This window comes from Roseateles toxinivorans, from assembly GCF_004362525.1.
Lineage (GTDB): Bacteria > Pseudomonadota > Gammaproteobacteria > Burkholderiales > Burkholderiaceae_C > Paucibacter > Paucibacter toxinivorans.
In genome coordinates, this window is record NZ_SNXS01000001.1 from 881,292 (window position 1) to 896,512 (window position 15,221).

At 61.2% G+C, this 15,221-nt stretch carries 10 protein-coding genes; 1 reads left to right on the forward strand and 9 read right to left on the reverse strand.

From position 1 onward, the window contains the following. Nucleotides 1-23: 23 nt before the first annotated feature. The 3 genes from DES47_RS03940 to DES47_RS03950 all read right to left on the reverse strand — a co-directional run bounded on the left by DES47_RS03940 (nt 24) and on the right by DES47_RS03950 (nt 2,960). Nucleotides 24-779 (reverse strand): DUF5131 family protein, encoded by a 756-nt coding sequence (locus DES47_RS03940; protein ID WP_133699331.1) that lies wholly within the window; start codon nt 777-779, stop codon nt 24-26. After that, the gene (locus DES47_RS03945) at nt 776-1,417 is read right to left on the reverse strand and encodes a LexA family protein (RefSeq protein WP_133699332.1); all 642 of its coding nucleotides are present in this window, start codon (nt 1,415-1,417) and stop codon (nt 776-778) included. The genes DES47_RS03940 and DES47_RS03945 overlap by 4 nt, the downstream gene beginning before the upstream one ends. Nucleotides 1,418-1,961: 544 nt before the next feature. Further along, a complete protein-coding gene (locus DES47_RS03950) occupies nt 1,962-2,960 on the reverse strand; it encodes a DNA-binding protein (protein WP_133699333.1) in 999 nt (332 codons plus the stop codon). Nucleotides 2,961-3,079: 119 nt separating this feature from the next. Between DES47_RS03950 and DES47_RS03955 the strand changes: the two genes are divergently transcribed. Beyond that, nucleotides 3,080-4,231, forward strand: coding sequence for a site-specific integrase (locus DES47_RS03955; RefSeq protein WP_243748142.1), 1,152 nt, complete (start codon nt 3,080-3,082; stop codon nt 4,229-4,231). Nucleotides 4,232-4,336: 105 nt separating this feature from the next. On the opposite strand, the gene DES47_RS03960 is transcribed toward DES47_RS03955, so the two are convergent. From DES47_RS03960 to DES47_RS03985, 6 genes are all read right to left on the reverse strand, one after another. Next, on the reverse strand, nt 4,337-6,409 hold the full coding sequence (locus tag DES47_RS03960; protein WP_208114895.1) for an SNF2-related protein: 2,073 nt from the start codon (nt 6,407-6,409) through the stop codon (nt 4,337-4,339). Continuing rightward, nucleotides 6,409-8,313, reverse strand: coding sequence for a phospholipase D-like domain-containing protein (locus DES47_RS03965; RefSeq protein ID WP_166651845.1), 1,905 nt, complete (start codon nt 8,311-8,313; stop codon nt 6,409-6,411). The genes DES47_RS03960 and DES47_RS03965 overlap by 1 nt, the downstream gene beginning before the upstream one ends. After that, a complete protein-coding gene (locus DES47_RS03970) occupies nt 8,310-9,770 on the reverse strand; it encodes a hypothetical protein (protein WP_133699336.1) in 1,461 nt (486 codons plus the stop codon). Before DES47_RS03970 ends, DES47_RS03965 begins: the two co-directional genes overlap by 4 nt. Before the next feature lie 458 nt (nt 9,771-10,228). Then, on the reverse strand, nt 10,229-11,278 hold the full coding sequence (locus DES47_RS03975) for a hypothetical protein (protein WP_133699337.1): 1,050 nt from the start codon (nt 11,276-11,278) through the stop codon (nt 10,229-10,231). Next, on the reverse strand, nt 11,275-11,724 hold the full coding sequence (locus tag DES47_RS03980) for a hypothetical protein (protein WP_133699338.1): 450 nt from the start codon (nt 11,722-11,724) through the stop codon (nt 11,275-11,277). Before DES47_RS03980 ends, DES47_RS03975 begins: the two co-directional genes overlap by 4 nt. 30 nt (nt 11,725-11,754) lie before the next feature. Next, complete coding sequence (locus DES47_RS03985; RefSeq protein ID WP_133699339.1) at nt 11,755-15,183, reverse strand: TM0106 family RecB-like putative nuclease; 3,429 nt, start codon at nt 15,181-15,183, stop codon at nt 11,755-11,757. Between the last annotated feature and the right edge of the window lie 38 nt (nt 15,184-15,221).

A 15,221-nucleotide genomic window follows, 5' to 3' on the forward strand; every position in this document is an offset into this window, starting at 1 on the left:
CGCGCGGTTCCACGCTGATCAACTCAAACGCCGAGCTGACTGACCGTGCCAGCCGGCATTTCGTCCCATGTGCGGCCGTTCAGCAACCGTCCGTTGGCGTGCTTGGCGCGGCGCTTGCCATCGGCGCCCCAACCGCCCCACTGCTTGAAAAAGAAGGCAACCTCCTGCTCCTCACACTGGGTGCGAATGCTGTCGGCCCACTCCTCCTTCATCGGCCGGGCCTTGGGTCCGGACTCGCCGCCGACGATGACCCAATGGATGTGGGTGAGGTTGAGCTCGCCAACGTCTTCGAGCAAGGGCTCCACAGAGAGGAAGCGGATCTTGGCCGGAACGCGTCGCAGGTGGTCGATGCGCGGTACGCCGTGCTTCCGGTTCTCAACGGAGACGCCGAGCCAGGCGTTCTCGGGCACGGTGCGCTTCTTGAAGAAACGGGCCATGCGGGCGCCCCGCTTGGTCAGGATTTGGTACGTGTGGTGCGGCGTGCGCGCGATCACGTCGAAGACCTGCTCGATGTACGCATCGGGGATCTTCTCGTGGAACAAGTCCGACATCGAGTTGACGAAGTACACAGTCGGCTTCTTTCGCTTGACCGGGTCTTTTAGACGATCCGGCAAGATTTGGAGGGCAAAGCCGTTCTCGTAGCCAGGTGTTCCCATGGCCTTGAGCCGCTTGGCCATCGTCTCGGCGTAGCAGTTCTTGCAACCCGCAGAGATCTTGGTGCAGCCGACGGCTGGGTTCCACGTCTGTTCGGTCCATTCAATGCGACTAATGGTGGTCATGACTTGGTTCCTCCAAACTGGGCGTATTGAGGGCTGCCCGCCGAGCCGCCTTTGAGTTTTCTGACGATGCCACACACCACGCCGAACACCTCAAGCTCACCCGTAGGTCGGATGGGTTGGAAGTCCGCATTGTGCGCAAACAGGATCGGACGCTTGCCCTGGTAGCGAAGCTCTTTCAACGTGAAGTCGCCATCAACCAAGGCGATGACGAATGCGCCAGGAGCCGGCGCCAGATTGCGATCCACGATGGCGAGGTCGCCGTCGCAGATACCTGCGTCTTTCATCGAGTCTCCGCGAACGCGGACGAGCACGGTCGAAGAAGGCGATTCGATCAGGTAGCTTTCGATGGCGACCAACTCTGAAGCGGCCTGTCCCTCGATGGCCTGTGGCAAGCCCGCTCGGACAGGCGTGTCGAACAGCGGCAACTCGAAAAAGCGAGCCGTCGGCACCAGCTTCCCGCCGGGGGCAGGCTGCAGGTAACCGGCGAGCGACAGACGCTCGGCGAGCTTCACCGCCGCGGTCTTGGCTCGAAAACCCAACACCTTGCCCATGCCGGCATAGGACGGCAGAACGCCGTGCCTTGCGTAGTGGTCCCGCAGCCGGCTCAGGTGCGTTGTGTCGGTGTTCGGGTGTCCCATTGAGGCATTTTGGTGTACGAACGTACACTATGCAAGGTGCATGTAGCGTGGCAGTCACTTCCTGCGGTCTTCGAGGCGTGGCCTGAAGAGTGAGTTCGAACCCATCAGCGCAAGGTGGCGGACCTTGAGCTTCCTCGAGTTGGGCACGACGTCGATTGAAAGCACCATTCGTCGCAAAGGTGTGGCGTCGTTCGAGAACTAGTCCAGAAGCTTGTCCACTTTTGGCGGAGCACCACGTGGCGGCGGGACGACAAGGCCATCCGGCGCCCGTCGGGAAGATGCGTCTTCCGGCACCGCACCCGCGCTTCGTCCCATGGCCTCAGCTTTATTGAGTCAGCAATTACGAAGGCCAGCGATTCGTACTGAGAGGAAGGATGCTGCCCACCGTAGTCGGAGCCGGCGAGGATCTGCGTCGCGCCGTCGAAACTTGGCAGAGCCTCCGGCCCATGCATGTCGAGCGTCTTGAACACCCAGTTCATGACGTTCATGGATCGCAGGTCAGGCCGGACGCTGAGGCGCCAGTTGTGCGCTAGGGGCGAGACGATCACGCTGCTTCCCTCTTGCGCTTCGAGCCGCGCCGACTTGCATGGGCGACATCGACTTCGTTGGCCCCGGCTTGCTTCACAGCGGGCCCTAGCTTGGCCACGAGCTCAGACAACAGCACCTCCTGAGCGGTGCGTCCAGCCAGCTCCCGTTGCGCGTCGGCAAGCCCAGCCTCGAGCAGTCGGATGCGGACATCCCGTTCATCCACAAGCGCCAGCAGGCTCAGCTCTCGTTGCCGCGAGTCGGCCTTGAGCTGCGCAAGTCGGCCCTCCGCGGCAGTCAGTTGCTCGGACGCTGCGATTTGGGCCTTGAGGGACTCCTCAAAGCGCTTGGCAACGGATTCGATCGATTTCTCGGCCTTTGCGCGCAGCTGCCGCTCGCGCTCAATCTCTAGGGCAGCGCGCCGCTCGGCGCCCTGTGCTCGCTCATCCGCCGCGCTAACGGCGGCGTCGGCACGCGCCCGCGTCTCGTCTGCTGTCAGCCTGGCCTGGACAAGGTCAGCCAGGAGACCGCTGCACTGCAGCCTAGCGTCGTCCAAGCGCGCAGCCGTCCCGGCATGGGCGGCACGCGCTCCCTCCAGCGCCTCGCGCACTTGAACCAGTTCGGTCTGTAGCGCGGCGGCCCTGGCGGCGGCGCTGGCCGCCGCCGCGTCGGCAAGGGCGGATCGGTCCTTCTCGGCGTCGACGGTGGCAGCTGCCTCAGCAAGACTGGCCCTGAGGCGCTCGTCAAAGTCGTGGCGCGCTTCCGCTTGGGCAACTTCCCACAGGTGTTGAGCGGCCTGGTGCACTGGGTCCGGCATGGTCGCTGGCGCCGAGAAGGCTCCTGGATCTTTGATCCGGGCGCCCAGGTGTTTGAACCAGGTCTCCAGCATCGGGCTGACCGTGTTTGGGGAGCCGCGGCCGAGCTTCTGGCGCACACGCTCGATCGTCGGCCGCGCGCCCTCGAGCAGCAGCGCATCGCAGGCCTTCCAGACCTCGTCTTCGGTGATTCCGCGTGCCATGTTCGTTCTCCTTGATCTGCGCCCTGCCCTGGGTTTACATTAGTCACGATAATAAAGTGTTATCGTTACCTAAACGAATTCTCTGTTATATATCATACATATTACAGCTCTTAATCTCCATGAGCAAACGAGCACTCCGACCTGTCCTTCCTGCCGCGCAAGTCGTCGCGGCGCTCGACCCTGACAGCTTGACGCCGATGGCTGCCGACGCCGTCAGCGCGCTGATAGCGGAAGGGGAATCAGAGAACACAGTGCGCAGTTACCAGGCGGCGCTGCGTTACTGGGCCGCCTGGTACTGGCTCCGCTATGCCCAGCCCATCGAACTACCGATGTCGGTCGCGGCCGTCCAGCAGTTCATCGTGGATCACGTCCAGCGCCGCACCAGCACCAGCCTCGAGTCGGCCATGCCGGACGCCGTTGACCAGGCGCTGGTCCAGTGCGGCGTGAAGTCCAAGCTTGGCCCGCCGGCGTTGTCGACCGTCCAACAGCGTCTGAGCGTCCTGTCCAAGGTCCACCAGCTCAAGAGCCTGGCCAGCCCTATGCATGACCCCAAGGTGCGCGAGCTGCTGGCTAAGACCCGCCGGGCCTATGCCAAGCGCGGGGTCACACCGCACAAGAAGGCGGCCCTGACGCTAGAGCCGCTACAGGCGATGCTGGCGACCTGCGACGATTCGCTGCGCGGCGTCCGCGACCGCGCCCTCCTCCTCTTTGGCTGGTCCAGCGGCGGCCGGCGGCGCTCGGAGGTGACGGCGGCGACGATGGAGAACACCCGCAAGGTGGGCCAGCGGGCCTACAGCTTTACGCTGCTGCACTCCAAGACGAATCAGACGGGTGCGGCACGACCTGACAGCGAGAAGCCCGTCCTGGACGACGCTGCAGACGCCCTCTCTGCCTGGTTGCGTCGTTCGGGCATCGTCAGCGGTCCAATCTTCCGACGGATCCGCCGTGGCGAGAAGGTCGGCGAGCCGCTGGCTGCGGCGGCAGTGCGCGATATCGTGCGTGAGCGTGCCGCACTGGCCGGCTTGCCGGATGACTTCGCCGCCCACTCACTGCGCTCAGGTTTTGTGACCGAGGCCGCGCGACAGAACATCTCGCTCGGGGAGACCATGGCCATGACCGGGCACACTTCACCTGCGACTCTGGTGGGGTACTTCAGGGCAGCGGAGTCGCAGCGAAGCGCGGCGGCGCGATTGTTCTCGCCGTCCAAGACTGGCCAAAATAGCCAGCAGACAGCACCTGATGCCGGCGACGTAGCCGGGCATGGCGACTGACGAGCAAAAGCTGGCGGCGGTGAAACTTGGCCAAGGCTACGTCCTAGTGAGCATATTCCGCCATCTGTGTAACGGCCCTAACTGCCTGATTGTCAATGTCCTGCGTTAGAGCGAACACAGTTTGAGCCCTTTCATCTTCTCCTGCGCCAGCGCCAGGATTTTGAGTGCGTGCCGTTCAGATGCGGTGCTCTCGTCGGGATCAATGTCCTGTCCCACGCCTCCTAGCAACAGGTCAAATTGCTTCAACCTCATCTGCATGATTTCCACCACGCGCTCATCACGCGTGCCTCGGAGCGCTGGATAGGAAATCACGATTGGTCTATGGGTCCTCGCGGCCCAACTGCCCACGCGCCGCAGTCGGCCGTTCCGTTGTACCGTGCGTACGGGGCTGGGGTCGAGTTCGTGGTGAATGAGGTGCCTGCAGAACCGATGCAAATCCACGCCCTCACTCAGCTTGTCGGTGGTGACGAGTACGTCCGGACCGAACGGACTATTGAAGATCGCCAGCACCGTGTCCGGTTGGTTTTGGAAGTAGATGGACTGGTCATCGGTGCCCTCCGGAACTTCGCATACTGCACATGCTCGCGACAAGGTTGCGCCGGGCAGCGCTAGGGAACCTCTTAGGAGCTGCGTCCGAGTGGACGCAGACTGCTCGTCTATGAGCTGCTTGTAGAGTGCCCAGGCTTGGTCGGCGATGCTCGCCCTTTTCGGCTCCACATAAAAACCCGGGGTCCTGAGCAACGATGCCAGGTTGTCCGAGTGCATGCCGCGCCGCAAGGACTGGCGCAGCCACCCACCCACTTGCGCGCGGACCCCATCGGAACACAACCAGTTCACGAAATTGCGCCGCCTGAGGCGGTCGTCCGGCTTCAGATCGGAGCCCTCTTTCTCCCCGAGCACGGCTTCCCATGCCTGCAGCCAGATTTTCTTGTCCGGCGACCTTGCCACTGGAGTCCGCTGCATACGCTTCGATAGTTCGCCAGCAAGTTCACCCGCGGGAACATGGTGATCGCAGAACACGAGAACCTTCTCATTGGCATCTACGATGCCCTGTGCCAATGCAGCGGTGGACTCGACCTTGGGATGCACAGGTACATCCTGCAAGCAGGCGATCGCCGTGCGGACGTGTTCCGCAGCGTGGCGGGCATCTGGAGCATCAGTTTTGTGCTCTAGCCGCTTCGCAAGGTCGCCGAGGTCGGCGAGCAACTTGCCTCGGGCGACGTGGTACCTGGGGTCGTTCCGCCGCTTTCCTGTCCAGGCCCTGGTGCGAAGTCCAAGTAGCAAGGCGCGGTCCGTGCGCAGCATCGCTTCCAGCATCGTGTCGCCAATGTCGCTGCGTGGACTTTCCGTCTCAAACTCGCCGAACTTCGCTTTTTCAGACTTGGTGAGGTTTCCGATTCCATGCCGGATCACGTAGGGCTTCATCGCCTCGACGGCAGCACCGGCGCTGGAGGCGAGCTGATCGGCGATCAGGGCTGGGTCGCCGATGGCCTTGCCCTTCCACAAATCTTCGAGGTTCTTCGCAAACACAGCCATCGACTTGATGACATCCTCGTCCGCTCCGACCCGTGCAAGCAGCCGTGCCAGATCGCGCGAATCGATGCTGAAAGGCGTCGCTGTCAGAACCACTATGTGATCGATGTCGTCACGTTGTTCCTTGATTGATGTTGCCAGCCGGCTTTGATCGGACCGCGTGCGGTGTGCTTCGTCCACGATCAACAGATTGCATCTGAGGTCCGTCGCTTTTGTGTGCGTGGAGACTGCGATCTGCCCAGGTTTAAGCTTACTGACGTTAGCGCCCCTGTTGCTCCGCACCGCCTGTAGGTCCAAGCGCTCGGCAAATGCGGTCAATGCATTCACATGAATTTCGATTTCCTGCCGCCACCGCCGGGCCATCATTTCATTCGGCGCCAAGATACGGACACTGCCCTGCTTTCCGGCGACGACGAGAGCACAGAGCGTGGCGACAGTAGTCTTGCCAAGGCCGACGTCATCGGCGAGGAGAACACCGCGTATGCCATTCTTCAACCGGTTCAGGATGTCGCGCGCCGTCCTGAACTGCCGCTGGGTCGTCGCGAGCTCCAACAGCTTCCAGCCGTCTTTCCGCTGCTTCTCGTACTCTTTGATGTACGCGGCAGCGTTCTCGGCTCTCAAGAATCGCCAGGTCCTTGCGTCCATCATTTTTTCCCCCGCTCTTGTTGGATGCGAGCACGCAACTCACCTGCCGCAAGCGTGGCGGACTTCGCGATATCTGGACGCCTGTCCTGCATGCCACTAGCGGCCCACCGGTTGGCGATGCGCTCGCCGTCAGCAAGGACGTCTGCGCTGGCCGATGGGTCGGCTTTCAGGAGGACATCGGCCCAGTGGTCGATGGCGGCGAAGCGGCGGCGCGAATCCTCGTATACCGCCACGGCGTAGCTGGATGGCGCGGTCGCGGACGGTTGGCCCTGACCTGGCGGTGGACCGTTGGTCGTCTGGTCGAAGAAGTCGTACTTTTCCTCGAGCAGTTGGTCGGCAGCGTCCTGCATTTCTTCCTGGGATCCGGCATTGGACAGCCACTGGCCTGGCTCCAGCAGGCGAAGGTCTTCGACGGCTACTTCGCTCGTGTACCCCGTGGTGGTCCTGAGTTGAACGCGCAGAGGAACAGCGTCCGTGACTGAAGGCCAGTCGAGGCTTGTTTCATCAGCGTGGTTTGGGGGGAGAAGGAGGGTCTTATGCTGCACGCGTCCTTCAACATGAACTTGAACGCGGTCTTGAAGCGTCACGCCCTGGACGAGGCGCAGCTGGATGCGCAGGATCGCGCCGTCCCATTCCGCGGCCATCCAGGCGATGGGTTGCTCGACAGGCTTGACGAAGTCGGTCTCACAGGTCGCGCGGGTTGCGTCTCGGTTGACGGGCAGGCGGGATAGTCCGGCATCTGCCGGGATGGCCACGCCCAATTCGAAGTTGTCGATTTCGATCATGCCGTTGGCAAGTGGATCGCCCCATGCCGCGCGGCTGAAGTTCGCCGAGGTGCATAGTAATTGCCGAGCTGCAGTGGATCCGATCTCATAGAGCTTGGCGTGGCTCCAGCGGGTATCTCCATGGCGATGCTCCTGGCACAGGGGGCTACTCCACTTGCGCGTACTGTGTGGGGGCGCGATCAGCAACCAGTTGACGCGTCCAGCGCTCAGCGCCGACTCGGTCCGTGCATTGAGCTGCCACTGGCTGGACCAAGGATGGCTGGGTTCAACCCAGGCAATGGAGAGGTCCGTCTTGCCGAGTCCGGCGAGTCCTGCCCATTTTTCAATATTGGCGGTACTCCAGTTGCCAATGGTGGGCACCATGGCCGTAAGCGACCGGCCACGACGCCCTCCCAACCGGCGCAGCCCGGCGACCCCCCAGGCCGGGGCTCCTTCTGAAGGTTCGGCTGGATGACTCCCCGGCACGCTTGCGAGGAAAGTGGCCGCCTTGGGGCACGCCGCCCTTTGCAGCAGGGCATTCCAATAACTGAGCACATCGGTGCCGGCCGAGCCGCAAGCTACTGCTAATTCTTGGAGAAACGCCGGAAGTGCGCTCCAGGTATCCCTCCATTCTGCCGCCGGCGTGTCATCCAACGGAACGACGCAGCGCCAGCCGGCCTGGATCTGGTCGCGGAAGCCGCTGCCTGTGAGATTCTGCGAGGAAACGATCACCTCCAGCGTCTGGCACTCCCCTGCCCGTCCGGCGCGATGGAACATCCAGAGCTTGGCGTGCTGGACGGCGGCCCGGTTACAGCCGACTTGCATGCGCCGGATATAGCGCCAGATCCAGCCGTGACCGCCCTGCTCTTGGATACCGGGCGAGGAAACGATGGTGAATCGGCCCTGGAGTCTTTTAAGGCCGTCTTCGAGTTCGGCGTAGAACCGGAGCTTGTCCGCCCCTTCGTCAACGTAGGCAGTGGACAAGCCCAGCCAATCGGGAAGGAGGTCTTGCACCAATACGTCCGCCTGGGGCGGGTCGAAAGTGGTGAGAAGAGCCGCGAGCAGCGGTCGGCTTGTGTCGCCGGGCTCTGCCAGCGTCGGCTCGCGCCACCCGGGGAACCCGTGGGCGGGCTTGCTCATGCAGCGATTCTTTCGGTGGAGGCGGGCGCTGCCTCGATTTGTTCCTGGAGCAAGGGGGGGACTCCGGTGATGACTCCGCATTGCCTGGCTAGGCGCGTCAGCGCCGGAAGGCGGTACTGGTAGACGCTCGCGTCGCCGTCGCGCAGGCGCGCAACCGGTCTGATCTTGTCGCCATCTAGGATGACCCACTTCAATCCCCCGCCGTATTGCGAATGGAAGCGGATGAGTCGGCGCAGCGTCCCAGGCTGGTCGCCAGGACTTGCGAGCATCGTCTGCGACAGGGTGCCAGCGCGTTGGGCCCAGGTGTTCGAGTCTTTCGATTCCCAGCGCCTCGCGGCCTTCACAAGTTCAGCAAGTGCATTGCGAACCTCGGGGATCGAAGCCACTTCTGTCGAGTTGGGGACGCGGTCCCCTGCGTTAGACACCGCGCGCCAGCAGGCGTTCATAGCAGTGGTTCCTGCGTCGGCCAAGGCGCTGAAGGAGGCCAAATGGGGCAACCAGGCGAGGTCGGTTTCCGCCTTCAATACAGTCGCGAGGTCCGCCATGAGTTCCGTCCTGTCGGTCGCTCCGGATCGGGCCAGCGCTTCAACGACTTGGAGGCGGCGCAGGGATTGCTTCTGTCCATCACCGTTGCCCCGCCTGGCAAACAGGGCACGTCGCAGGATGGCGCGTTCGTCGCCATCGAGTTGTCTGGGCTGATTGAGCAGGGTTGGGATGAAGTCGGAACTCGATGGCTTCCATTCGAGCGCGCGTGTCCAAAGGTTTTCGGGGGAGGGAGCGGGACCTCGCTGCCGCATATAAATGGCCGGACTGGTGACATGGGCGCTGACGATTTCGGCGAGTTGCAGACCCTGGGTGGCTGGCAGCCAGCCAGCGCCGGCTTCTGTCAGTCCATCAAGTGCGCGAAGTGGTGCACGGTAACCTCCGTACGCTCCGGTAAATCGATACTGCTCGTAGGATGAGGAGGCGAAGGCGAATTGGCCGGGGCGCCTGTCTTGCTCGATCCATTTTCGGATTGGCCGGATTCCCGGCAGTTGTCGGCCGCGGCCAGCTTCCTGGGTCACTTCTATTGCGCGCGCAACCCAAAGGAGTTCGAGGGGCTTGATCCAGGGATAGAGTTCCTTGGCGATGGAGGCTTGGCCTGAGGCTTTGCCGCCGCTTCCGTACGCCTTCCATGCACTATGGCCCTCGCGAAGACACCAGCACAGAAGAGAAATCCAGCGAGCGTCCATGGTGCGATTGGAGAGGCCAGGAGCCAGCTTTTCCGCAATGTCTTCAGCGATGGCCTGAAGGCCTAGAGGGTCGCCTCGCCGGACTGCCACCTCATCGGTGGGTGCAGTGAAGAACCAGCTTGCCTGTGTTGTATGCGGTTTCATTCCAGCCATTTTTCCTGTACTCAATGATTTGCGGCGCAGGGACCACAAACTGCTTGCGCTTCCGCTCAGTCGCTTGATCAAGCCTGTGCAGCTCCGCCCGCAGTTGCTAGATATCGCACGCCGCCGCCTTGTCTGACCCCGCTTGACGCATGCCCAACGCCTCGGGCAACGACTCGTTGTTGAACCCGCTGTCGGACAGCATCCCCTTCTGGGCGCCCAGGTGCACCAGTATCCGCATGGCCCAAAGCCGAACGATGGGCGGGGTGTCGATGGCACTGTCAGTCAGGCAGGAATGCCGGCGACCGTCGAGCGCAAGACCATGCTACGGAAGATGGCGGATGTCATGGTATTCATGGCGGCGGAATTGCAGCGGCAGGCCGGTGTCGCCACCATAAACTAGCGGGGCTGTATTCAAAGTCGTCGCTTTCGCTCATGCGCGCCAAACCAATGCAGGATTTACGATCATGAAGGTAGTGGCTGGCGGCCAGACAGGAACAGATCGCGCTGCGCTGGATTAGGCCCGCAGTACTGATTTGTGTTCAGATACCGCCGCCTCGTTTCTTGAGCTTCTTGACCGCGTCGGACACGAGCAACGCAGATCTCTTGGCCGCTTCATTCAGTTGGTTGGCAGTCGGGAGGCGTTCACTGGCCCAACTGACTACGCCCACCGCAGTATCCTTGGTATGACGAGCACCTGCCTGTAGCTGCTCAGGTGTTGGCATGTGCTCCTTGCTCCAGTCAGCGGCTTGACCAAGGACAGAGCCAACCTTTTCTGCCCCCGCTCCGACCCGATATCCGGCGCCTTGCATTGCCTGAATCAGTTTGCTGTTCGGCTTCGTCAATATCAACTCTATGCAGTCTGCCAGCGCCTGCTCTTCGAGTTGTGACAAAGGGCCGCTAGCCTCCAGCATGCTGCGCAGGAATACGCCAAGCTCCGTTGCGATGGTTTCGTGGTTGCAGTCTGGGTTCTGATGAAGGAAAGCCGACAGTTCCGAAGCAACTTCTTGCAGAGAGCCAGCCCTCAAGTCCGTTTCGATCAGAGAGACAGCTTGAACGACGAAGGTTCGATCCAAGCCCCAGTCATCCACCATGTGGTCAATCAACGCTTGGCGCTCACCTTCTTCGACTACTCCATCTACCGCAGCCAACCGCAATGCAAGTGGACTGATCAGGTCAAAGATGGCAAGCCCGAGCGTATCAAGGGGCGTATTCAAGAACCTTGGAATTTCGATCACTCGAGCCCCTTTGGAGTCCCCGAGTAATCGATAGACGCCATAGCAGGCCCCGCCGGATGCCAGGGCCGCCAGCGCAACCCAGCCGATCGGCGTTGCTGCCGTACCGATCCCAATCGCCCCCAAGATGCCAGACGGCGCAAAAAAGGTTGACGCAACCAGCGTGGACTTCGCGACGGCTGCGCCAGTTGCCCCTGCCCCAAGCACATCCCACAATTCGCGAGCACGGTTCACCAACCGCAGCGATGTGTAGGCGTTCTCACCGATGGCCAGCTTGGCCTTGAATCGCAAGGGATCGGCCACGACCTGGTCAGCATCGGCGAGCGCGGATACCGCAGCTCGGCGGTACGTGCTCATGCCGCAGCACGGCTGAATGCCGTTGCGAAATCACGCACGCGCTCAGCAAGGTCGGGACTCTCCGTCTCCAGCTTTGCTCCCCATGTCACGCCAAGTGCCAACGCAAGCGGAGTCAGCACTGCAGACAGCGCCCCACCCAACAAAGGCAAAGCGCCAAGCAACGCGGCGACGACCGCCGCAATGATCACAGCGAATGAGAGCAATGGGAATTTCTCGAGCATGAGCAAGACGAAGTCGATGATCTTTCTGCCAACGCGCAGAAGATGTTCACCGACCTTGGTTGCGACCCTCAGGAGATCGGCAAGCAGTGCTTTGGCATCAGCAGACAGGTTCAGCGACTCAATTCGCTTCAGGATCTGTCGATCAGTGCGTCCCGTGCTGTTCACAAACGCTTTGAGCTCGTCGAGCCGTAGAGGGTCTGCGTCATTAATTTGGTTCTCATCCACTGAGTAATCTCCCATGCAGCTTGGTGATTTTCACCGGTCACACAACGCGCCAACCTCGGCGACCCAACAAAGCGTATTCACCAGTGCCATCTGCTCTGGCGTCTGGCATTTGATGGCCAGCAGGGCCGGATTGGCAATGACAACCGCCATACACTTTGCTCTGGAGATAGCAACGTTCAGCCGATTTTTGCTGTACAGGAATTCGATGTTGCGAGGCAAGTCCTGTTCGCTGGAGGTCGTCATGCTGACGATTACTAGCTCTGCCTCCTGCCCCTGGAACTTGTCGACCGTTCCGATGCGAGCACCCTCTGGCAGTGTTCGTTTCAGCAGGTTCACCTGAACGTTGTAGGGAGCCACGATCAAGATGTTCTCGGTCGTCATCGAATGAATCAGACCGTCTTTGTCGGTATAGCTCTGCTGAAGCGCGCTGAGGTAGATCTCCCGAACCAACAAAGCTTCTTCCTCACTGCCCTGCGAACAGCCCTGGTGCAGGATAGGCACATGCACGATGCCGGCAGATTTCAGCAACGCATGTGCTCCATCCGCCAGCACCAACTGTCGATGCGCGTTATGGGCCTCCGGCAAGAGGCGACCGTCATACACCGCATCGGAAATGAATCGACAGACGTCCGGGTGCATACGGAAACTTGTGGCAAGGAAAATGCCTCGGTCAGGCGCGATCGTGGCGGCACCATCAAGCAAATAGTCCAAGCACGAATCGCCCGAACGCCCAGGGTGCACGCCTTGAACCGGCTGTGCGAGTTGCATCTGATCGCCCAACAAGACAATGTTGCGGGCGCATGTTCCAGCGGCAATCAGGTTTGCCAGCGCCACCTGGCCGGCCTCGTCGACAAACAGAACGTCCAGCAATTGATCTGCATCTTCATCGGCGAACAACCAGGCCGTCCCGCCGATCAGCTGCGCACCACTGCACAGCACATCGTCGTTGCTGTATTCGTTGTGAACGCCGAGCCCGACTTCATCGAGCTCTGAGTCAGGATTGCCTTGACTGGCCTTCTTGACTGCGATTACCTCAAGCCCAAGCTCCTTGACCACTCGCACGGCACCCGCCATCAGGTGGTTGATGGCCTTGTGGCTGTTGGACATGATGCCCACTCGCTGCCCGCGCGATAGCAAGCTCGCAATCATGCGCGAGCCGGTGTAAGTTTTGCCCGATCCAGGTGGCCCTTGGACGTAGAGGTAGGTCTCATCCATGGCGGAGGCCGCCTCAAGGCTTGCTGCCACGGTGTCCTGGCCCTCGGCTAGAACGGGTTGCCCATCTGCCCTGCCCTTCAGCTTCGGCCGTTGCCTGCGAAGCAGCTGTTTGAGCGCGACGTAGCGGTCATCGTCAGCAAGCACACTGTCCGCAAAGCGATACAACGCGTTGACCATCGTGGCATTTTCGATAGGCCCTGTAGGTCCAATGCTCAAGTGTGGCGGCAACGGATCCTTCTTTGGCCCAAGACGAAAGACTGCCCGCCCATTTGTATCAAAGGTCAACTTTCCCAATGACTGCGCTGTATCGGCTCGCGAACATGCATCGCCATGCGCCAGCTTGCTTTCCTGCTCGGGTACCAAATAGGTGTAAACGGTCGAGCGCTTGTCCGGAAACGGTGGGCAGGACGGGTCAAGGGTCAACCCACCCAGGCAATCCGCGCTCTCAATCAGTTCCTCAGCGCTCAAGTCCATGCGTGAGTACAGATCCCACCAGCCAGGTTTGTCCGCACGCCGATGAAAGTCCAGGAGCTGATACACCAACTCGCGCTGGTGGTCCTCGTCTGTCCAATCGGCAACCTGGGTCGGCAATCCATCCACCAGCTTCTGGCGATAGGGCACGAGTCGCAACTCGGCCAATTCCGCCCTGCTCGGTTCCGCACGACCACCGGTTTCCGCCACCGGCTCTGACGGTGCCATCGAAGTACGCCAGCTCATGCCAGCCGGACGCAGCGTGAGCAACCAGTCCCGGAGCTGCTGCGTCGATACGACGTCGTCGCGGTTGTAGTCCTCTATGTCCTGCAAGAGCTGAGGATCCTGCGTTTCCCGCCAACGTTCGTAGAACACGATGCTGGCACCAGCGTTTTGAACATCGCCCGCCCGCGCCGGTCTGTAGAAGTGCTCCACGTACTTGATGGAGTAGCTTGGCTCAGAAATTCGAATGCCTTCGCGCACGACCTTGTACAAGTCCACCAAGGCGCGTCTGCGCAGCAAGTTGTCGACTTCAACCTCGCGCGTGGCATGAAAGCTTGCCAGCCTCTTCAGCGCCGATTCTTCATAGCTGGCGTAGTGGTAGATGTGTGCACGCGGATAACGTGACAAGCGGGCCGTCACGAAATCCATGAACTGCTCCAACGCCCTCTTCTCTTGCGCACGGTCATGCGCCCAGAAGGCCTTGAATAGCCAGTCACCTGCGTCCTGAAACCAAAGGCCGAACAGATACTCAAGCCCGCCGATTTCAAGCGGATCCCCCTCCATGTCGAAGAACATGTCTCCTGCATCCGGTTCCGGCAAACGCGCAAAGCCACGCTCAGCCTCGGGATCAGGGGGCAAGACCAGTACCTCGCGCCGCCCAGTCAGTCGCGCGCGAAATTGCAGCGATGCCTGAGAGCGCAAGCGCGCCAACGTATCTGGCTGCATCTGCGGCACTTTCGCCTGGTCAGGCACGACTGAAAGTTTGGCCAAAGTGTCAATGCCTTGCGCCTCAAGCTTGGCCCACTGCACCCGCGAAATGTTGGCCACCTGGCTCAGGTGATCGTCGTCCAGCCGGCGCTGCTCACAGACCTCGCGCCATGAGCAAAGATCACAGTGGCTGCATGGCAAGGGATAGGTCTTTACTTCCGCTGCGGAAAGCGCGTCCACCCTTGACTGGAATCGCGCCAACAGCGCGCGGAAGTAGTGCATGTAGTCCGCGCAGCGAAAAGACCGCTGCGTCTGATCACCGAGCACCACATGCATTGCCGCGGGCTCACTGCCTTGGGCGCGCGCAAGCAACTGGCTGTAGAAGGCCAACTGCACCAGGAACTTGGCTTTGGGCGACCGAGCTAGCTTGGTATCGGCCACCTCGTATCGCCATGACCCCAATGCTGATGGGTGGCCATTCACGCGCAGCAAGAAGTCAGCATGGCCAAACAGCTGGCCATCGCGAAGAGCAGCCTGGTAGATGACGTCAGGCCCGGCCTGCATTGCAGCCAGGGTCCGCGCGACTTTCTCGTCCAGCGAGCCGCCCAGCTCAGCAACATCCACGACGGTCAGACCTTGCGCCTTCAAGGCCGCCAGATAGGCTCGCTCATGCTCGATGCCTTTGCGGGCAATCAATTCAGCAGATTCGTCTGCCTTGACCTTGCCTGAACGCATTGCATCGTCACGCAGGCCAAGTAGGTCCAACGCGGTCAGATGCTCGCACTCAATAAAGTTGACAAGGTCTGTCGCAGAAAAGTGGATCTGGTCGGCTTGGAGTTGCATGAGGCCCTTCCGTGGTTCAGACGAGACTAACAAGTCAG